This window comes from Xanthomonas nasturtii, assembly GCF_023337365.3.
Taxonomy (GTDB): Bacteria; Pseudomonadota; Gammaproteobacteria; order Xanthomonadales; family Xanthomonadaceae; genus Xanthomonas; species Xanthomonas nasturtii.
The window spans coordinates 4,081,346-4,099,111 of record NZ_CP142084.2 but is presented as its reverse complement, the minus strand read 5'-3'; the positions used below and the strand labels follow the sequence as shown (position 1 = coordinate 4,099,111).

The window sequence follows — 17,766 nt, the reverse complement described above, 5'->3', positions numbered from 1 at the left end:
GGCTGCGTCCAACGCGCGCGATGGACCTGCTTGCGTAGCGCGGCGCAGTCACGCCGGCGCGGAGGTTTCATCGTCGCCTGCAAACCGGTATGTTCCCTTCGGCGCGTTGTTGTGCGCTGCACGATGCGATGCCGCACGCGCATACCGTTCTTCTTCCGGGTTTTTCATGCATTCGATCGATGTCGTCCTCGCCATGTTGCTGGCGGTCGCGGCCAGCGGTTATCTGATCCGCATCCTGCCGTTCTCGCTGCCGTTGCCGCTGGTCCAGATTGCGCTGGGCGCGGTGGTCGCCGGCGTGTTCGATGCGGGGCACGAATTGGAACCGGAATTGTTCTTCCTGTTGTTCCTGCCGCCGCTGCTGTTCCTGGACGGCTGGCGGATTCCCAAGCAAGGCCTGTTCCGCGACAAGGCGGCGATTCTTGAGCTGGCGCTGGGCCTGGTGGTGTTCACCGTGGTCGGCGCGGGCTTGTTGATCCATTGGTTGATTCCGGCCATGCCGCTGGCGGTGGCCTTCGCACTGGCGGCGATCATCTCGCCGACCGACCCGGTGGCGGTGTCCTCGATCGCCTCCAAGGTGCCGATCCCCAAGCGGCTGATGCACATCCTGGAAGGCGAGTCGCTGCTCAACGACGCCTCCGGGCTGGTCTGCTTCCAGTTCGCGGTGGCCGCGGTGCTGACCGGCACCTTCTCCATCGCCACCGCCTCGCTGACGTTTTTGTGGGTGGCGCTGGCCGGGCTGGCGCTGGGTGTGGCCACCACGTTCGGTTTGAGCCGCATCCAGGCATGGATCTGGCGGCATTTCGGCGAAGAGCCGGGTTCGGCGATCCTGGTCAATCTGTTGACCCCGTTCGCAGCGTATCTGCTGGCCGAAGCCTTCCACGCCTCGGGCATCCTGGCCGCGGTGGCCGCCGGCGTCACCATGAGTTATGTGGAAATGGCCGGCAATGCGCCGGGCAACATGCGCCTGCAGCGTTCGGCGGTATGGGACACGGTGCAGTTCACCTTCAACGGCATCATCTTCGTGCTGCTGGGCGAGCAGTTGCCGGGCATCCTGGACGGTGCGGTGCGCAGCGTGCAGGAGGCCGGGCACCTCAATCCGTGGTGGCTGGCGGTGTATGTGGCCACCATCAGCGCCAGCCTGATGGCGCTGCGCTTCGTGTGGGTGTTCCTGTCGCTGCGCTGGAATATTTTCAAGGCGCAGCGGCGCGGCGAGGCGCATGTCAGCCCGCCGTGGCGCATCGTGGTGGCGGTGTCGCTGGCCGGCGTGCGCGGCGCAATCACCCTGGCCGGCGTGCTCACGCTGCCGTTGATGCTGGAAGACGGCTCGCCGTTTCCGGCCCGGCAGTTGGCGATCTTCCTGGCGGCCTCGGTGATTCTGGTGTCGTTGCTGGTGGCCAGCGTGGCCCTGCCGCCGCTGCTGCGCGGGCTGGAATTGCCGGAAGAAGAAGACGAGCAGCTCAAGGAAGATCTGGCCGTGAAAGCCGCTTCGCAGGCCGCGCTGGAGGCCGTGGAAAAGCTGCGTCAGCGGTTGGTGGACGGCAGCAAGCATGCCGAGCGCTACAACGCAGCGGCCAACCAGGTCAGTCAGCGCTACCAGCGCAAGTTGGGTGCGGTGGACATGGCCGAGACCGATCCGGAAGAGGCCGGTGCCTACGAACAGGCGCTGCGCCAGTTCCGGCATGCGGCGTTGGTGGCCGAGCGCAACGAGCTGTTCAAGCTCGCGCGCCGCCGCGAGATTTCCGACGACCTGTCGCGGCGGTTGGTGCGCAATCTGGATCTGATCGAGTCGCGCAAGCGCGCTTGAGGGCCGGGATTCGGGAATCGGGATTCGTAAAAGCCATGGCGCGCGTGCGGCCGTGGTTGTGTAGGAGCGCGCTTGCGCGCGATAGGGCTTTCCCGCCAACGCCCCATCGCGCGCAAGCGCGCTTCTTGTATCTGGACATCGCCGCCTAACAGCGGTATGTCTTCCGACTGATCATCGCAGCAGATGCGCCAACACCAGGACGCAGCGTGCATGCGCAGCTGAGTTCGCTGGCGCTGCTCGGCGCGCGTGGAGAGACACCATCCCATCTATCCCCCTCCCCTCGTCACGGCGCAGCGCCTACCCTGTGGCGCTTATCGTTCCCCTGCCAGACCCATGACTTCGATCGTTTCCATCCAGGGCTTGAGCAAGACCTACGCTGGCGGTTTTCAGGCACTCAAGCAGGTGGATCTTGAGATCCAGCGCGGCGAGATCTTCGCGCTGCTCGGCCCCAACGGCGCCGGCAAGACCACCTTGATCAGCATCATCTGCGGGCTGATCAACCCCAGCACCGGCACCGTACTGGCCGACGGGCACGACATCGTGCGCGACTACCGTGCCGCGCGTGCCAGCATCGGTCTGGTGCCGCAGGAACTGGCCACCGACGCGTTCGAAACGGTGTGGGCCACGGTGCGTTTCAGTCGCGGCCTGTTCGGCAAGCCGGCCAATCCGCAGTATCTGGAAACCATCCTGCGCGAGCTCTCCTTGTGGGAGAAGCGCAACAACAAGATCTCCACGCTGTCCGGCGGCATGAAGCGGCGCGTGCTGATCGCCAAGGCACTGGCGCACGAACCGCGCATCCTGTTTCTCGACGAGCCCACTGCCGGTGTGGACGTAGAGCTGCGCCACGACATGTGGCAGATGGTGCGGCGGCTGCGCGAGCAGGGCACCACGGTGATTCTGACCACCCATTACATCGAGGAGGCCGAAGACATGGCCGACCGCGTCGGTGTCATCAACCGCGGCGAGCTGGTGCTGGTGGAAGACAAGCACACGCTGATGCGCAAGCTCGGCAAGAAGCAGCTCACGCTGAGCCTGCAGACGCCGTTGCAGTCGTTGCCCGCCGCCCTGGCCGATCTGCCGCTGGAGTTGGCCGCCGACGGCAATACCCTGATCTACACCTTCGACACCCAGGCCGAGCAGACCGGCATCGGCGCGGTGCTGCGCCGTCTCAACGAGCAGGGCATCGACTTCAAGGACCTGCACTCCAGCGAGAGTTCGCTGGAAGAGATCTTCGTCGACCTGGTGCATGGCGCCCGCCAACAGGAGCTGCGCGCATGAACCTGCATGCGATTGCGGCGATCTACCGTTTCGAAATGGCGCGCGCGTTCCGCACGCTGACCCAGTCGATCGCCTCGCCGGTGTTGTCGACTTCGCTGTACTTCGTGGTGTTCGGCGCGGCGATCGGTTCGCGCATGGGCGATATCGACGGCATCAGCTACGGTGCTTTCATCATTCCCGGGTTGGTGATGCTGTCCTTGCTCAACGAGAGCATTTCCAACGCCTCGTTCGGAATCTACATGCCGCGCTGGGCCGGCACCATCTACGAAGTACTGTCCGCGCCGGTGGCGTGGTGGGAGATCGTGATCGGCTATGTCGGCGCGGCCGCCACCAAGTCGGTGTTGCTGGGCTTGCTGATCCTGGCCACCGCGCGACTGTTCGTGCCGTACGAGATTGCACATCCGGTGTGGATGCTGGGCTTTCTGGTGCTCACCGCGCTGACCTTCAGCCTGTTCGGTTTCATCATCGGCATCTGGGCCGACGGGTTCGAGAAACTGCAGGTGATTCCGCTGATGGTGGTGACGCCGTTGACCTTCCTGGGCGGCAGTTTCTATTCGATCAACATGCTGCCGCCGCTATGGCAGAAGGTCACACTGTTCAACCCGGTGGTGTACCTGATCAGCGGGTTCCGCTGGAGTTTCTACGGCAAGGCCGACGTGCATATCGCGGTGAGCACCGGCATGACGTTCCTGTTCCTGCTGGTGTGCCTGGGCGTGGTGGCAGCGATCTTCCGCAGCGGCTACCGGCTCAAGGCGTGAGTGGGTCGCCTGTGCGGTGTCCTCACCGCTTGCTGGCTGTTTGATTGAAAGCCATGCGCACCGACCCACGTGACTGGTCCTTGCCCGCCCGCCGTCGCGGGACCTTGAGCGGCATGGATGCCGCGCCAGAGCCTCCAGGGACGGATTCACGGCGTGTCCTGCGATGGTGGGCGGGCAAGGGCCCTGCAGCCAAGTCGCAGCTCAGCAGCTCTGCAATAGAACAACGTGAAGTAGTTTGGTCAGCCGCTCTTACTCGGCAGCAGGCGCGGCGTCGGTCTTGGTGTCCAGGTAATACGCGGCCACCTCGCCCTTGATCTTCATTGTCATCGGGTTGCCGCGACGGTCGCGCGCCTTGCCGACCTGCACCTTGATCCAGCCTTCGCTGACCGAGTATTCCTCGACGTTGTCGCGTTCGATACCGTTGAAACGTACGCCAACGCCGCGGCTGAGGGCATCTGCATTGTGGAACGGGCTGCGCGCGTCGATGGCCAGGTGATCGGGAGGGGTATCGCTCATGGGAAAGGCGTCATGGCGGCCAGGATGGCCGTCTTCGGCCGCACAGGATACGGGCCTGCGCCGGGAAGACCAGCCCCGGCGATGCAGTCGCAGGCGCCGAGCGGTTTGCTTGCGCGGCCGCAGGCCTCACACTTTCGCCCTGCAATCTTGGAAGTGAGACCGTGATGCCCGACAACAGTGCCGACTACGAAGACGACGAAGGCCTGCAGCCCGAAAGCGACGAGGACGATGTCGACGACCACCCGGCGCGGGTGTGGAATCTGCTGGTGCTGATCAATCCCGGCGACGAAGACACCGCGCTGGCCCAGTTCGACGCCTGGCGCGAAGCGCAGGCCGATGCCGACGACGACGAAGGCGACGACACCTGGTTGTGGACGCTGAAGGACGTCATCGACTGGCGCTCGGGTTTCTTCGTGGACTGGAAGGACACCGATTCGTTCATCGCCGCCATCGACGAACTCAGCGCGCGCTGGAACCTGCGCATCGATTGGGGCGGCGACCTGGACGACGAAGACTTCGCCCGCAACCTCGACGTGCCCGATCTGATGGCAGTGGCGTTCGACCGCCTGCGCGAACACGGCTACTCGCTGTGGAACTGGAACACCGGCGGCGATGCCTATGCCGGCTGGATTGCGCTCAGCCGCGACGATGACGCCCTGCTGGCGCTGACCTCGTTGCTGGGCGTGGAAGTCCGGCTGGGGAACGAGGCGTTCTGAGGGCGGGGAGTGGGGAATCGGGAATCGGGAATCGCAAGAGCCGGTTTCCGAGCCTTGGAGCCTCTGCGTGTCGTCATCGGTCTTTCTCGGGGCGGCGCATCGCAAGCAAGTTCGCTCCCGATCAGGCCGCAGCTCACGACAACCCCGATTTTCCGATTCCCGATTCCCCATTCACGGCGACTGACCCCGCGCTTGCGCGCGCGCATTGGCGATCAGCGCCTTGAGCAAGGCCCGATCGGTATGGCGGGAGATCGCGATGGCACCGAGCGCGATCGCCTCGATGCGCAGCGGTGCGGGCACGTCGTAGTGCGCGCCGCTGAGTTTGTTCTGGAAGGCGCGGCGGGGAATGCCCAGCCGCGCCGCCATTGCATGCAGCTCGTCCAGCGTATCGCCGAGCAGGTGCGCCCAGCGCTGATCGCGCCACAGATGCACCGCATCGTCGACGTAGACGGCCACCCGCAGGCCTCAGGCCTTCTTGGACTTCTTCGGCTTCTTGCCGGTGCTATCGCCGTCGGCGTCGGCGTCGGCGTCGTCCGCGACCGCGTCGGAGGCGTCGTCGCTGGCTTTTGCGGCACTGTCCTCGTCGCTGGCGGTGTCGTCTTCGGCAGCAGCGTCTTCAGCGGCAGCTTCGGTGCCGGCGTCTTCTGCTGCGTCTTCTGCGTCGGCGTCGCCGTCTTCATCCGCATCGGCGTTCTGGAACTCGGACACCAGCGTGGTCAGGTATTCCTCGGCGGTCTGGCCTTCGTCGGCGGCCAGGTCGTCGATCATCTGCTGCAGCTGGGTCGAATATTCCAGCGAGATGGTCTTGCCTTCGGCTTCCTGCAGGTTGGCCAGGTGCTTGAGCATGGCCAGCATCGGCACCGGGTTGTCGGCGCTGCCCATGGTCTGGCCGCCGATGGACAGCATCCACTCGCTGCCACCTTGCAGGCCGATCGCGGCCACGACGCGGCCGTCGGCATCCTGCAGTACGGCATGGTTGGTGACCTGGGGCGCCTGGCCCAGACGGACGATGGGGCGCTTGGGTTGCTGCTTCTTGCGCTTGTCGCGCTTGGCCTTGGAATTACGGGACACGGTCTTCTCGACGCTGGGAATGGCCGGCCATTCTAGAGCGTGCGCTGCACGATGCGATGAGCAGCGGGAATTGATGGGAGTTTCGGGCCAGGTAACACCAACACCACAAGCGCGCGCACCTGGCGACTGCGGATCGCAACGCCCCGGCTGCCTAGCGAATCCCTAATCCCGAATCGCCAATCATTGCTCCTCCACCGCCACCCGCGGCACAGCCACCGCCGCTTCGGCTGCTTTGGCAAGTGCGGTGGCCGAAGCCACCTGTGCGCTGGACGACACCCGCGGTGCGGCCGGGCGTGCAGCAGCCGAGCCGGCCGGCGGCGGGGTCGCCCCCGCGGCGCCTGTCCCGGCCGCGGGCGGCATCGCAGCCGCTGCACGCCCAGCACCGGTCACCGGCGCGCCCACGCTGGCCGTGCCGGTGGCAGCGGCGCTCAGGTCCGGCACCTGGGTGTCGGCATCGCGCAGCGATTTGCCCAGCGCCACGCCCTGGCCGGCGCCGGCCAGCGCGGTCTGCTCGGCATCCTGGGTCATCACCACGATGCTGATGCGGCGGTTGATCGGGTTCTGTGGGTTGGTCTTGTCGAACAGTACCGACGAGGACAGCCCCACCACACGCGTCACCTTGGTATCGGCCATGCCGCCGCCGACCAGCGCACGGCGTGCGGCATTGGCACGGTCGGCGCTGAGTTCCCAGTTGGTGTAGCCGGTATCGTTGCTGTAGGCGGTGGTGTCGGTATGGCCGGTGATGCTGATGTGGTTGGGCACTTGCGTGATGAACGACGCCAGCTCGCGCAGGATATCCACCGTGTAGGGCTTGAGCTGGTCGCGGCCGATGTCGAACATCGGGCGGTTCTGCTTGTCCACGATCTGGATGCGCAGACCGTCGGGCGTCAGGTCCAGCAGCAACTGGTCCTTGAACGGCTCCAGCGCCTGGCTCTTGTCCATGGCTTCCTTGAGGTCCTGCATCAGCGCTTCCAGGCGCTTCTTGTCTTTGGCACGGCTGTCTTCGGTGGTATCTGCCGCGTTGTCGCGCTTGCGGCCCATTTCGTCCTTCTGCCCCTTGGCCATGTCGGCGGTGCCGCCGAGCTTGATCATCGAGGTACTGGCGCCGCCAGGGCCATTCATGCCCGGCGAGGGGGCAGGCGACTTGCCCGACAACGGGCTGGGATTGCGGAAATATTCGGAGATCGCCGCGCGCTGTTCCTTGGTGGTGGCGGCCATCAGCCACAGCACCAGGAAGAAGGCCATCATCGCGGTCACGAAGTCGGCAAACGCCACTTTCCAGGCGCCGCCATGATGGCCGCCGCCCTGCACCTTCTTGACCCGTCGGATGACGACGGTGGATTTGCCCTCGGCCATGACCGCGGCCCTACTTGATCGTCTTCAGGTGCGTTTCGAAATCGCCGAAGCTCGGACGCACGTTGGACGGCAGCGTCTTGCGCGCAAATTCCAGCGCAATCTTCGGGTTGTAGCCACGCAGGCATGCCAGCAGCGCGGTCTTGACCGCTTCGTACATGCGTCCGTCCTGATCGGCACGCGCTTCCATCGCCGCCGACAGCGGCGCCACGAAGCCATAGGCCAGCAAAATGCCCAGGAAGGTGCCCACCAGCGCGGCACCGACGTGATGGCCAATCTCTTCGATCGGCCCGCCGATCGAGCCCATGGTGATCACGATGCCGAGCACCGCCGCCACGATGCCGAAGCCGGGAAGCCCGTCGGACACCTTGCTCAAGGCATGCGAGGGCGCCATTGCCTCGTGGTGATGCTTTTCCAGCTCCAGTTCGAGCAGCGGTTCCAGTTCGTGCGGTTCGATATTGCTGCCGATCATCAGACGCAGGCAGTCGGTGATGAAGTCCAGCAGGTGATGGTCGGCCACCACCTTGGGGTAGGTGCCGAAGATGGTGCTGTCCTGCGGTTTTTCGACATGGTCTTCCAGTGCCATGAAGCCGTCGCGACGCGCCTTGTTCAGCAGCTCGTAGATCAGGCTCAAGGTGTCCTTGTAGTCGTCGGACTTGTACCGCGGACCCTTGAACACGCCCAGCACGTCGGCGATCGTCTCCTTGACGATCTTGGCCGGCGTACTGACCAGAAACGCGCCCAATGCGGCGCCACCGATGATCATCAGCTCATACGGCTGCCACAACGCGCCCAGCTTTCCGTGCGACAGCACATAGCCGCCGAGGACGCTGACGATGACGACGATGAAGCCAACGATGATGAGCATGGCGAAGCCGGAAGCAAGCTGGGAGTGCTAGTTGTTTCGGCTTGCGCGGCGGATTCTTGAAGCGGGCGGCGTGAAGATGTGCGCTGTAACTGAACGATCAGCCGATTGTCGTCGCGGCCTCATGCACGCATTTGACCGCATCGCCGCCTGCCAGCGACAACGTCGCCGCGCCGGCATGTTCCCGGAACTGGTTGCCGTGGGCGTCGGCCAAGCGCGTACCGGAGGCGGCCTGGGTACCGAGCAAGGTCAGCGTGCGGCCGTCGAGGGTCAGGTGCACGGCATCGGTGGCCGGGTCGAGGCGGGTGGTGACGACGCGTTCGCCGCAGTGCCAGGCCACGGCATCCGGGGGCATTGCAGGGGCGGCGTCTGGCGGCGCCGGGTTGGGGGCACGGGGCAGCGGTCCGGTCACGCTGGCGTCCGTCGCGATGTGCGGGGGTCTATCGCGTCCGCTCGCGGTTGTGGCGGGCTGGGGACTTGTCGTGGGCGCTGGTGCGGCAGGCGGGCTGTCGCCTGCGTCACAACCGGCCAGGGTGGCGGCCAGCAGGCCGACGAGCATCAGGGTCGAGGACGTGTGCATCTGCGGACTCCTGCCTGGATCGGGCCGTCGCCGGCGCGGCGACGGTTGGGACATGGTGTGGCCGACGATGAAGGTCTGGCGCCGCACAGGGTGCCTTGCGGCGTCCGTCGGTGCCAGATCGGCGGCGCGCGTGAGCACCACCGCCGCCGGCCGGGATGCTGTCTGGCCTCAGGCCGGCTGCGCCTCGGCGCCATCGCGGTGCAACGGGTTGGGCAGTGCCTGGCCGTTTTCGGCAAAGCCCAGCGAGACCGAGTTGAGGCAGTGGCGCTCGCCGGTCGGCGGCGGGCCATCCGGGAACACATGGCCCAGGTGGCTGTCGCAGCGTGCGCAGACGATTTCGGTGCGGATCATGCCGTAGCTGATATCGCGGATCTCGCGCACGTGGGCAGGGTCGTACGGCGCGAAGAAGCTTGGCCAACCGGTGCCGGACTCGAACTTGGCGCTGGAACGGAACAGTGGCAGACCGCACAGCCGGCAGGTGTAGACCCCGTCCAGCTTGTTGTCCAGAAACACCCCGCAGAACGGCGCCTCGGTACCGTGGTGCAGCAGTACGCGCTGTTCCTCTTCGCTGAGCCCGGCGATCAGGGCATCGCGCTGGGCGGGGGAGGGAGGGGTCAGATCGAACTGGCTCATAGGGCTCTCGCATACGCGCGCTGGCGGCGTGCCGGCGTCTGCTCCAGTGATGTGGGCACCGCGCCTGAGGTTCAACCGGTTGACGTGTTCACGAAGTCACGCGTGCGCTGGGGAGCCCCAGGCTTCGCACGTACCCTCATCCGGCGCTGCGCGCCACCTTCTCCCCCATGAAGGAGGACAATGTCCCGGCGGGAGAAGGGAATCCAGCCTGCGGGGAGATTGGCGTCTTCGCACTGCAACGACCTAACGAAAGCGTTCATCCCCTGGCGGGTGGCATGCATTGCCGCAACCTATCTGCGCCCCCATCGACTAACCACTCCCGATCAATCACGGTGACTGTCATGGCGATCCATTCTTCAATGCGCGGCGTGCTGTTCTGCGGTCTGCTGGCGATGGCCGGCGCGGCGGTGGCGCAGTCGGCCACCACTACGCGCTCGTCCAATACGCTGCAGCCCATCACCACGCCGACACCGGTTCAGCCCACTGTGACCCCGCCGCGCGCGGTGCAGCCGGCTCCCGCCGCTGCGCCAGTGCCTTCGCAATTGGGTCAACGTCCGGTTGCCCCGACCATTCCTACCCGGGGGCCGGCACAGACACCGGTGGCGCCTGCCGGCAGCCAGGTGTCGCCGATCACGCCGATGGTCTACGACCGCAATGGCCGCTTGCTGCAGGGCATGCAACCGGCCGGCGCCAACCGGGTGCTGGATACCAAGACCGGCCGTTATTACGACGCGGTGCCGGCGGGCGATGGCATGCGCGTGGTGCGCTGACGATAGCGTGCGTGTTGTAGATCACCTGCACATATCGCCCATCACAACCGGCTTGCCACCCAGCTCCCGTGCTTTTGAAAATTGCCTGCCACGCAGCAGGCGATATTTTTGCAGCCCGCACACCCGCACATTCCCAATCCCCAATCCCCAATCCCCGATTCAATCGGCAATCGGCAACGCCAGCGTCTCCTTGACCTCTTCCATCACGATGTAGCTCTTGGATTCGCGCACATGCGGCATGGTCAGCAAGGTGCTGCCGAGCAGCTTGCGGTAGGAGGCCATCTCGCTGATGCGCGCCTTGAGCAGGTAGTCGAAATCGCCGGACACCAGATGGCACTCCAGCACGTTGGGCAGCTTCAGCGCGGCGCGGCGGAATTCTTCGAAGATGTCGCCGGATTTGTAGGCCAGGCTGATCTCCACGAACACCAGCAGGCTGGCCTTGAGGTAGTGCGGGTCCAGCCGCGCGTAGTAGCCGGTGATGGCGCCGTCGCGCTCCAGCCGGCGCACGCGCTCGGTGCACGGCGTGGTGGACAGGCCGACCCGCTCGCCCAGTTCGGTGAACGAAATCCGCCCCTCCTGCTGCAGGATGCGCAGGATCTTGCGGTCGATCTTGTCCAGCTCGCGGGTGCGGGTGGTCATGGGGTCTGTCTCGGCAAGGTTTGGCAGGAAGTTTCACTGCAAAGGCGTGTCGATTCCAGAAATGGCACTGCCTGGCTCGCAATATACTGCGGCTAACTATCCCCCTCAGCGGCTTGTTGTGGGGGAATGCCCTTTTCAGGAGAGCGACATGCGGGTGCTCATTCTCGGTAGCGGCGTCATCGGCACGACCACTGCGTGGTATCTGGCGCAGGCCGGTTGCGAAGTGACCGTGGTCGACCGCCAGCCGGCGGCGGCGCTGGAGACCAGCTACGCCAACGCCGGCCAGCTGTCGTTCGGCTACACCTCGCCGTGGGCCGCGCCCGGCGTACCCGGCAAGGCGGTGAAGTGGCTGTTCGAGCAGCATGCGCCGCTGTCGATCCGCCCCACCCGCGACCTGCGTCAGCTGGCCTGGCTGAGCCAGATGCTGCGCAACTGCACCGCCGAGCGCTATGCGGTGAACAAGGCGCGCATGGTGCGCATGTCCGACTACAGCCGCGATTGCCTCAACGCATTGCGCGCCGAGACCGGGATCGAATACGAAGGCCGCCAGCTCGGCACCACGCAGTTGTTCCGCACCCAGCAGCAACTGGATGCCGCTGCCCAGGACATCGAAGTGCTGGCCCAGTACGGGGTGCCCTACGAGTTGCTGAGCCCGGCCCAGGTTGCGCAATTCGAACCCGGCCTGGCCGGGGGCGGCGCGCAGATGGCCGGTGCGCTGCATCTGCCCGAAGACCAGACCGGCGATTGCCGCCTGTTCACCCAGCGCCTGGCCGAATTGGCTGCGCAGGCGGGCGTGACGTTCCGCTACGGGCAGCAGATCGAGCACCTGGAGCATGCCGGCGGCCAGATCACCGGCGTGCAGATCGACGGCCGCATCGAAACCGCCGACCGCTACGTGCTGGCGCTGGGCAGCTATTCGGCCGATCTGCTGCTCTCGCTCGGCCTGCATCTGCCGGTGTACCCATTGAAGGGCTATTCGCTGACCATCCCGATCGTCGATGCGCAGCGCGCGCCGACCTCCACGGTGCTGGACGAGAGCTACAAGGTCGCGCTGACCCGCTTCGACGACCGCATCCGCGTCGGCGGCATGGCCGAGGTGGCCGGCTTCGATCTGTCGTTGAATCCGCGCCGTCGCGCCACGCTGGAAATGGTGGTCAACGACCTGTTCCCCGGCAGCGGCGATCTGGCCCAGGCCGAGTTCTGGACCGGCCTGCGCCCGGCCACCCCGGACGGCACCCCGGTGGTGGGTGCCACGCCGTACGCCAACCTGTTCCTCAACACCGGCCACGGCACCCTGGGCTGGACCATGGCCTGCGGCTCCGGGCGCTACCTGGCCGACCTGATGCAGGGCCGCACGCCGGAGATCGATACCGAAGGCCTGGACGTGTTCCGTTACCTGTCGCCGCGCAGCGCACGCCCGCAGCGGGAGGCCGCGTAGTGCGTCCTGCGCGAGCGTTGATCGATCTGGATGCACTGCGCCACAACTACCGCCTGGCCAAACAGCTGGGCGCCAGCAAGGCGCTGGCGGTGGTCAAGGCCGATGCCTACGGGCACGGCGCGGTACGTTGCGCGCAGGCGCTGGAACCGGAAGCGGACGGCTTTGCGGTGGCGTGCATCGAAGAAGCGCTGGAACTGCGCCAGGCCGGTATCCGCGCACCGATCCTGTTGCTGGAAGGCTTCTTCGAACACGACGAGTTGCGCCTGATCGCCGAGCACGACCTGTGGACGGTGGCGGCCACCCCGCAGCAGGTCCGCGCGCTGGCCGAGTTCCAGAGCCCGCGGCCGTTGCGGGTGTGGTTGAAGCTGGACAGCGGCATGCACCGGCTGGGCCTGTCGCCGGAGGATTTCCGCGCCGCGTGGCTGCGTTTGCGCGGGCTGCCGCAGATTGCCTCGCTGGTATTGATGACGCATCTGGCGCGCGCCGACGAACTGGACTGCAGCCGCACCGACGAACAGGCGGTGGCCTTCGCGCTCACCGCCGGCGGCATGCGCGCGGAAACCAGCCTGCGCAACTCGCCCGGCCTGCTCGGCTGGCCGGCGCTGCGCAACGACTGGTCGCGCCCGGGCCTGATGTTGTACGGCGCCAACCCGTTCGCGCAGGACACCGCCAGCACCGCGCAACTGCGCCCGGTGATGACGCTGCGCTCGCGCATCATTTCGGTGCGCGAGCTGCCCGCTGGCGAACCGGTAGGGTATGGCGCGCGCTTCGTCGCCGAACGGCCGACACGCGTGGGCGTGGTCGCGATGGGCTATGCCGACGGCTACCCGCAATTCGCGCCCAACGGCACCCCGGTGCTGGTCGACGGCCAGGTCTGCCCGTTGATCGGTCGCGTCTCGATGGACATGTTGACGGTGGACCTCACCGACCATCCGCAGGCCGGGATCGGCGCGCCGGTGCAGCTATGGGGCGATGCGCCGCAGGTGAGCCCGCTTGCCACCCAGTGCAACGTCAGTGCGTACCAACTGCTGTGCGGACTCAAGCGCGTGCCAAGGACGTATGTGGGTGAGGCGGCAGTGGGTGATGAAGTGGCCCGGTAAGTTGCATCCCTTCTCCCATCGGGAGAAGGTGGCGCGCAGCGCCGGATGAGGGTGCGCCTCAGGCACCTGCAAGTGCCTGGAGTGGCAAACGCGTCGCCGCGCGCCTTCAGAAGTGACACTCCGCTTGCCCATGGCTCACATCAACCCCCGCTCCGCGCCCCGGCCTGCGCCAGCGGCGCAGGCGCAGGCGCACCAAGGCACGCGCGCCAGTGGCGCGCAAGCTGTGCCTTCTCGCCCCGCAGGAGAGGGGCTCAAGCGGAGCTCACAACCCAGCGGTACTGCGATCGCCGCGGAATTGCTTGCGCACCCAGTCGTCGATCATGGCTTTCTCGAAGCGCAGCGGGTCGCTGTCGGTCAGCCGCGGGCCGCTCATCAGGAAGGCCGAATCCACCAGCTTGCGTTCGCCCTGGTCGATCACCCGGCCATCGGCACCGGTCAACGTGTAGGTAAAGCTCAGGCGGGGCGGGTAGATGTCCTTGACCACGCGCACGTCCTGCATGCGCGGCCCATGCCAGGGCTCGTACTGGCCGGCGCGGCGAATGTCGGTGATGGTCACGCTCAGGTGCTGGCCGTCGGGCAGTTGGCGCGCTGCGCTCTGCTGAAAGTGGGTTGCCAGCTGGGTCACCCAATCGCCGCGCTGCGCTTCCCAGCGGTTGCCGCTGAAGCGCACTTCCGAAAACTGCGCCGGGTCGGTCCAGCGCACGTCCACCTTGCCATCGTTGCTGAGCGCGCGCGGTGCTTCGGGATCGGTGACGTTGCGGACCCGGGCCTGCACACCGGTTGCCGCGAGCAGGCCGGCCAGCAACAGGCTGGCGCCGGAAAGACTGGAAAGTTTCATCGAAAGCCTCCAAGCGGAAGGGACGTTGCGTCCCGGGCGTTCCAGCGATATGGGGGTGCGTCCAGACGCCCGCAACGCAGTGCGCGCCCGGGCTCGCAACCACGTTGCCGCGCGGTTAATCCGCCGCCCTTGGGCCATGACGGCGGGTTCACCACGCCTGCGCCCGCGCTTCACGGCACAGCCGGGAAGATCGCCAACATGGACACCCACTCTTTCCGCACAAAATCAGCGTCTTCGGCGCCGGCACACATGCCGTCGGACGTGCGCCTGCAGTTTATCGACTGGGCCAAGCAGCACGGTCACAACCCCGCAACCGGCGCGGCTGCCTTCGTCGCTCTGCAAGGCGAAGTGGATCTGGATCTGGCCACGCGCACGTTGCGCCTGGAGCCGGGCACCAACCCGCGCGACGCGTTGCGCGAGCATCTGGCTGCGCTGGCGCGCCAGGTGGATGTGGCGGTGCAGTTCCCGCCGGTCTACACCTACACCGCGGTCAATGGGCTGGACTACCGTTATTCGTTGATGCTGGTCATTGCCGAAGACTGCGTCGAATGGACCGGGCGGGTCTGGCAGGACCTGGATTACCAGGGAATGCTCACCGGCCGGGGCCAGGGTCCGCGCGCCAACTACACCCAACTGGCGCGCATGGCGCTGGAACACGAGCTTGATCAGGAGCGCCCCCGTTATGTCCAGGCATGAACTCGAATTGCAGTTGCCGCTGGGTGCACAGATCGCCAGTGGCGAAGACGGTTTCAGCCAGTGCTGCCGTGACGAATGCGCCGAACTCGGCTTGTCGCGGGTACGCCTGTTGCTGCTGGATGCCGATGACGCGCGTTCCACCGCCTGGCGCGAGGAAGCGCAGCGCTGGATGGACGAACAGCTGCGCTGCGAAGGTGAATGGGTGTTACGTGGCGTCATCGCCGGCATCGTCGTGCTGGCAGCCTGCATTGGCCTGGCTGCCGCCACCTTGTGGTGAGCCTGGTGGTTGGCAATGGAAGCGTGCACTCCGGCGGCCTGCCGTGCACCCGCTGACGACATCGGGCATGGTTTCATCTGCCCGTCATCCGCTCCGGCAGCATCCGTGGTCTCCGATTTGAGCACTCCCACTCCCAGCCCGTCATTGGCCGCCCCCCTGCTGGCCGCGATCGCCGAGCCGTTTCTCGATCCGGCGATGTATCACGAGATCTTCCACAACATCGATGCGGGCTTCTGCGTCATCGACATGGTGTTCGAGGGCGATCAGGCAGTCGACTATATGATCCGCGCCACCAATGGCGCGTTCGAGCGCTATACCGGTCTGTCCAACGCGCTGAACGTGTCCATCCGCAGCATGCTCCCCGAGCACGAGCAGGAATGGTTCGACCGCTATGGGCAGGTTGCCCGCACCGGCAATCGCATCCATTTCGAGATGCAGTCCAAAGCGCTCAAACGCTGGTATTCGGTGGATGCGTTTCGGGTCGGGCAGCCGGAGCAGGCGCGGGTCGCAGTGCTGTTCATGGACATCACCGAGCGCAAACGCGTCGAGCGCGAACTGGCAGAGAGCGAGGCGCGTTTCAGCGCGCTGGCCGACGGGCTACCGATGCCGGTGTGGGTGCTGGACGCGCAGGGCGTGGTGCGCTTCGTCAACAGCGCCTATGGCGAGTTCTTCGGCCTGGATATTTCCAGTGGCACGGTGTCGGCATGGAGCGAGCTGCTGCATCCGGACGACTTGTCGATCTTCCAGTTCGAACTGGCGGCATCGCTGGAAGAACAGCGCGGCCTGCACGCGCTGGTGCGTGCCCGCCGCCACGATGGGCAGTGGCGCTGGATCGAAATGACCGCCACACCGCGCTATTCGGCCGATGGCCGCTTCATCGGCCTGGCCGGCAGCAGCCCGGACGTGACCGAGCAGCGCGAGATCGAACTGGCGCGCGAACAGCTGCTTGAATCCGAGCGCAGCGCGCGCAACGAAGCCGAAAGCATGGCGCGGCTGAAGGACGAGTTCCTGGCCACGCTCTCGCACGAGCTGCGCACACCGCTGACCACCATCCTGGGCTGGAGCGAATTGCTGCTGCAGCGGGTGGAAGAAAGTCACCCCAATTACAAGGGCCTGTCGGTGATTGCCAGCAGCGCACGTGCGCAGAAGCGGCTGATTTCCGACATGCTCGATCTGAGCAGCATGTTGCTGGGCAAGGTGCAGCTGGAGGTCGAATCGCTGGATCTGGTCGAGCAGGTGCGCGAAGCCCTGAACACCCAGGAACTGGCCGCCCAGGGCAAGGACCAGGTGCTGGAGCTGCACGTGCCGGCCACACCGTGCCTGGTGCTTGGCGATGCCACGCGCTTGCAGCAGGTGTTGTGGAATTTGCTGTCCAACGCGATCAAGTTCACCCCGGCGCATGGCCGCATCGACGTCACTGTCGAGCGCGACGACGGGCATCTGCTGGTGTCGGTCTGCGATTCCGGCGACGGCATCGCAGCCGAATTCCTGCCGCATCTGTTCGGCCGTTTCCGTCAGGCCGATGGCACCACCACGCGTCAGCATGGTGGCCTGGGGCTGGGCCTTGCCATCGTGCAGCAGCTGGTGGAAATGCATGGCGGCCAGGTTGGTGCGACCAGCGGCGGCCGCGGCAAGGGGGCGACCTTTACCGTACGCCTGCCGGAACATGTGCCCGACCAGGCCAAGCGCCCGCGCCGCGAATTGCGGCGGCGGCTGATGTCCGAGCAGATCGTCGAAGCGCGCGCGCTCAACGGTCTGCGTCTGCTTGCGGTCGAAGACCAACCGGACATGCTCGATTATCTGCGGCGCTTGCTCGAAGAACAGGGCGCCGAAGTGGTCACCGCCGGCAGCGCCACCGATGCATTGGCGTTGATCGATCATCGCGGTCACGCACGCTTCGACCTGATGCTGACCGATGTCGGCATGCCGGGCATGGACGGCTACGGGTTGATCCGCACCGTGCGCGAAAACCTCGGGCTGGATGCAAGCGCGCTGCCGGCCGTGGCGGTGACCGCACTGGCGCGCGACGACGACCGCAAGCGCGCGTTGGACTCCGGGTTTCAGGAGCATCTGGCCAAGCCGTACAGCGTGGCGCAATTGGTCACCGCCGTGCGTGCCGCGCGCGAAGCGGTGGAGTGACACGTGCGCGGCGTTACCGCCGTGCGTAGATGGATTGGTCAATGGCAAGCGCAGTTGCCTACGCTGCGGTGGCGTGCAGAAGGTCGTCCAGATCGAGCGTGTTGAGGCGCCACAGCCACAGCCAACGTTGCGCTGAAAGAATCGGCCGTCCTGCGACGGCCGTTTTTAATGCTTTTTCGCTGCAACTGCCGGTTCAACGGATGTGCTGCGAGCAAGAACGCTTGCAGCCGCAAGCGCAATGCTGTGCAAGTACAGGTCACTGGAAAACGCCGTATTTTCTGCCTTTTTCACGCGT

19 protein-coding genes are annotated in these 17,766 nt (G+C 65.9%); 10 read left to right on the top strand and 9 right to left on the bottom strand.

From position 1 onward, the window contains the following. The first annotated feature begins 166 nt into the window (after positions 1 to 166). The 3 genes from M3O59_RS17870 to M3O59_RS17860 all read left to right on the top strand — a co-directional run bounded on the left by M3O59_RS17870 (position 167) and on the right by M3O59_RS17860 (position 3,840). Positions 167 to 1,804 carry a Na+/H+ antiporter gene (locus tag M3O59_RS17870; RefSeq protein WP_064634685.1) on the top strand — a complete coding sequence of 546 codons (1,638 nt, stop codon included), beginning with the start codon at positions 167 to 169 and terminating at the stop codon, positions 1,802 to 1,804. Between the two features lie 333 nt (positions 1,805 to 2,137). Beyond that, positions 2,138 to 3,082, top strand: a complete 945-nt coding sequence (locus tag M3O59_RS17865; RefSeq protein WP_064634686.1) for an ABC transporter ATP-binding protein — start codon at positions 2,138 to 2,140, stop codon at positions 3,080 to 3,082. After that, positions 3,079 to 3,840 (top strand): ABC transporter permease, encoded by a 762-nt coding sequence (locus M3O59_RS17860; protein WP_116906685.1) that lies wholly within the window; start codon positions 3,079 to 3,081, stop codon positions 3,838 to 3,840. Before M3O59_RS17865 ends, M3O59_RS17860 begins: the two co-directional genes overlap by 4 nt. 249 nt (positions 3,841 to 4,089) lie before the next feature. Here M3O59_RS17860 and M3O59_RS17855 read toward each other — a convergent pair whose 3' ends face one another. Beyond that, positions 4,090 to 4,356 (bottom strand): DUF3297 family protein, encoded by a 267-nt coding sequence (locus tag M3O59_RS17855; RefSeq protein ID WP_116906683.1) that lies wholly within the window; start codon positions 4,354 to 4,356, stop codon positions 4,090 to 4,092. Positions 4,357 to 4,520: 164 nt separating this feature from the next. Here M3O59_RS17855 and M3O59_RS17850 point away from each other — a divergent pair, with 164 nt between their 5' ends. Continuing rightward, positions 4,521 to 5,072, top strand: a complete 552-nt coding sequence (locus M3O59_RS17850; protein WP_064635013.1) for a DUF6630 family protein — start codon at positions 4,521 to 4,523, stop codon at positions 5,070 to 5,072. Between the two features lie 171 nt (positions 5,073 to 5,243). Here the strand turns inward: M3O59_RS17850 and M3O59_RS17845 are convergent, their stop codons facing one another. The 6 genes from M3O59_RS17845 to msrB all read right to left on the bottom strand — a co-directional run bounded on the left by M3O59_RS17845 (position 5,244) and on the right by msrB (position 9,574). Further along, positions 5,244 to 5,528 carry a DUF4031 domain-containing protein gene (locus tag M3O59_RS17845; protein WP_064635014.1) on the bottom strand — a complete coding sequence of 95 codons (285 nt, stop codon included), beginning with the start codon at positions 5,526 to 5,528 and terminating at the stop codon, positions 5,244 to 5,246. Between the two features lie 9 nt (positions 5,529 to 5,537). Next, a complete protein-coding gene (locus M3O59_RS17840) occupies positions 5,538 to 6,143 on the bottom strand; it encodes a hypothetical protein (protein WP_249047002.1) in 606 nt (201 codons plus the stop codon). A 180-nt stretch (positions 6,144 to 6,323) separates the two neighbouring features. Continuing rightward, positions 6,324 to 7,499, bottom strand: a complete 1,176-nt coding sequence (gene motB, locus M3O59_RS17835) for a flagellar motor protein MotB (protein WP_064635016.1) — start codon at positions 7,497 to 7,499, stop codon at positions 6,324 to 6,326. 10 nt (positions 7,500 to 7,509) lie between these two features. Beyond that, on the bottom strand, positions 7,510 to 8,364 hold the full coding sequence (gene motA / locus M3O59_RS17830; RefSeq protein ID WP_064635017.1) for a flagellar motor stator protein MotA: 855 nt from the start codon (positions 8,362 to 8,364) through the stop codon (positions 7,510 to 7,512). Positions 8,365 to 8,461: 97 nt separating this feature from the next. Beyond that, on the bottom strand, positions 8,462 to 8,941 hold the full coding sequence (locus M3O59_RS17825; protein ID WP_373418982.1) for an MliC family protein: 480 nt from the start codon (positions 8,939 to 8,941) through the stop codon (positions 8,462 to 8,464). A 168-nt stretch (positions 8,942 to 9,109) separates the two neighbouring features. Next, a complete protein-coding gene (gene msrB / locus M3O59_RS17820) occupies positions 9,110 to 9,574 on the bottom strand; it encodes a peptide-methionine (R)-S-oxide reductase MsrB (protein WP_064635018.1) in 465 nt (154 codons plus the stop codon). A gap of 341 nt (positions 9,575 to 9,915) precedes the next feature. Here msrB and M3O59_RS17815 point away from each other — a divergent pair, with 341 nt between their 5' ends. After that, positions 9,916 to 10,344 (top strand): hypothetical protein, encoded by a 429-nt coding sequence (locus M3O59_RS17815; protein ID WP_064635020.1) that lies wholly within the window; start codon positions 9,916 to 9,918, stop codon positions 10,342 to 10,344. A 159-nt stretch (positions 10,345 to 10,503) separates the two neighbouring features. Here the strand turns inward: M3O59_RS17815 and M3O59_RS17810 are convergent, their stop codons facing one another. Beyond that, the gene (locus M3O59_RS17810) at positions 10,504 to 10,983 is read right to left on the bottom strand and encodes an Lrp/AsnC ligand binding domain-containing protein (protein ID WP_116906902.1); all 480 of its coding nucleotides are present in this window, start codon (positions 10,981 to 10,983) and stop codon (positions 10,504 to 10,506) included. Between the two features lie 148 nt (positions 10,984 to 11,131). Between M3O59_RS17810 and M3O59_RS17805 the strand changes: the two genes are divergently transcribed. Further along, the gene (locus tag M3O59_RS17805; RefSeq protein WP_116906901.1) at positions 11,132 to 12,421 is read left to right on the top strand and encodes a D-amino acid dehydrogenase; all 1,290 of its coding nucleotides are present in this window, start codon (positions 11,132 to 11,134) and stop codon (positions 12,419 to 12,421) included. Beyond that, positions 12,421 to 13,521 (top strand): alanine racemase, encoded by a 1,101-nt coding sequence (alr, locus tag M3O59_RS17800; RefSeq protein ID WP_116906900.1) that lies wholly within the window; start codon positions 12,421 to 12,423, stop codon positions 13,519 to 13,521. The genes M3O59_RS17805 and alr overlap by 1 nt, the downstream gene beginning before the upstream one ends. Before the next feature lie 262 nt (positions 13,522 to 13,783). Here the strand turns inward: alr and M3O59_RS17795 are convergent, their stop codons facing one another. Then, positions 13,784 to 14,359: a DUF3016 domain-containing protein gene (locus M3O59_RS17795; protein ID WP_064635023.1), complete on the bottom strand. Its 576-nt coding sequence runs from the start codon at positions 14,357 to 14,359 to the stop codon at positions 13,784 to 13,786. Positions 14,360 to 14,608: 249 nt separating this feature from the next. On the opposite strand from M3O59_RS17795, the gene M3O59_RS17790 reads away from it, so the two are divergent. The 3 genes from M3O59_RS17790 to M3O59_RS17780 all read left to right on the top strand — a co-directional run bounded on the left by M3O59_RS17790 (position 14,609) and on the right by M3O59_RS17780 (position 17,471). Further along, complete coding sequence (locus M3O59_RS17790; RefSeq protein WP_064635024.1) at positions 14,609 to 15,055, top strand: hypothetical protein; 447 nt, start codon at positions 14,609 to 14,611, stop codon at positions 15,053 to 15,055. Next, entirely contained in the window at positions 15,042 to 15,332 is a 291-nt protein-coding gene (locus M3O59_RS17785; RefSeq protein ID WP_116906899.1) for a hypothetical protein, read from the top strand. Before M3O59_RS17790 ends, M3O59_RS17785 begins: the two co-directional genes overlap by 14 nt. A gap of 105 nt (positions 15,333 to 15,437) precedes the next feature. Further along, a complete protein-coding gene (locus M3O59_RS17780) occupies positions 15,438 to 17,471 on the top strand; it encodes a PAS domain-containing hybrid sensor histidine kinase/response regulator (protein WP_147308595.1) in 2,034 nt (677 codons plus the stop codon). Positions 17,472 to 17,766: the final 295 nt, after the last annotated feature.

Excerpts from the sequence above, each read along its gene's own strand:
- M3O59_RS17870 (WP_064634685.1), top strand. The coding sequence starts at position 167 with ATGCATTCGATCGATGTCGTCCTCGCCATGTTGCTGGCGGTCGCGGCC.
- M3O59_RS17850 (WP_064635013.1), top strand. The coding sequence starts at position 4,521 with ATGCCCGACAACAGTGCCGACTACGAAGACGACGAAGGCCTGCAGCCC.
- M3O59_RS17810 (WP_116906902.1), bottom strand. The coding sequence starts at position 10,983 with ATGACCACCCGCACCCGCGAGCTGGACAAGATCGACCGCAAGATCCTG.
- M3O59_RS17825 (WP_373418982.1), bottom strand. The coding sequence starts at position 8,941 with ATGCACACGTCCTCGACCCTGATGCTCGTCGGCCTGCTGGCCGCCACC.
- M3O59_RS17795 (WP_064635023.1), bottom strand. The coding sequence starts at position 14,359 with ATGAAACTTTCCAGTCTTTCCGGCGCCAGCCTGTTGCTGGCCGGCCTG.
- motB (WP_064635016.1), bottom strand. The coding sequence starts at position 7,499 with ATGGCCGAGGGCAAATCCACCGTCGTCATCCGACGGGTCAAGAAGGTG.
- M3O59_RS17855 (WP_116906683.1), bottom strand. The coding sequence starts at position 4,356 with ATGAGCGATACCCCTCCCGATCACCTGGCCATCGACGCGCGCAGCCCG.
- M3O59_RS17785 (WP_116906899.1), top strand. The coding sequence starts at position 15,042 with ATGTCCAGGCATGAACTCGAATTGCAGTTGCCGCTGGGTGCACAGATC.
- M3O59_RS17860 (WP_116906685.1), top strand. The coding sequence starts at position 3,079 with ATGAACCTGCATGCGATTGCGGCGATCTACCGTTTCGAAATGGCGCGC.
- M3O59_RS17865 (WP_064634686.1), top strand. The coding sequence starts at position 2,138 with ATGACTTCGATCGTTTCCATCCAGGGCTTGAGCAAGACCTACGCTGGC.
- M3O59_RS17790 (WP_064635024.1), top strand. The coding sequence starts at position 14,609 with ATGCCGTCGGACGTGCGCCTGCAGTTTATCGACTGGGCCAAGCAGCAC.
- M3O59_RS17815 (WP_064635020.1), top strand. The coding sequence starts at position 9,916 with ATGGCGATCCATTCTTCAATGCGCGGCGTGCTGTTCTGCGGTCTGCTG.
- motA (WP_064635017.1), bottom strand. The coding sequence starts at position 8,364 with ATGCTCATCATCGTTGGCTTCATCGTCGTCATCGTCAGCGTCCTCGGC.
- msrB (WP_064635018.1), bottom strand. The coding sequence starts at position 9,574 with ATGAGCCAGTTCGATCTGACCCCTCCCTCCCCCGCCCAGCGCGATGCC.
- M3O59_RS17805 (WP_116906901.1), top strand. The coding sequence starts at position 11,132 with ATGCGGGTGCTCATTCTCGGTAGCGGCGTCATCGGCACGACCACTGCG.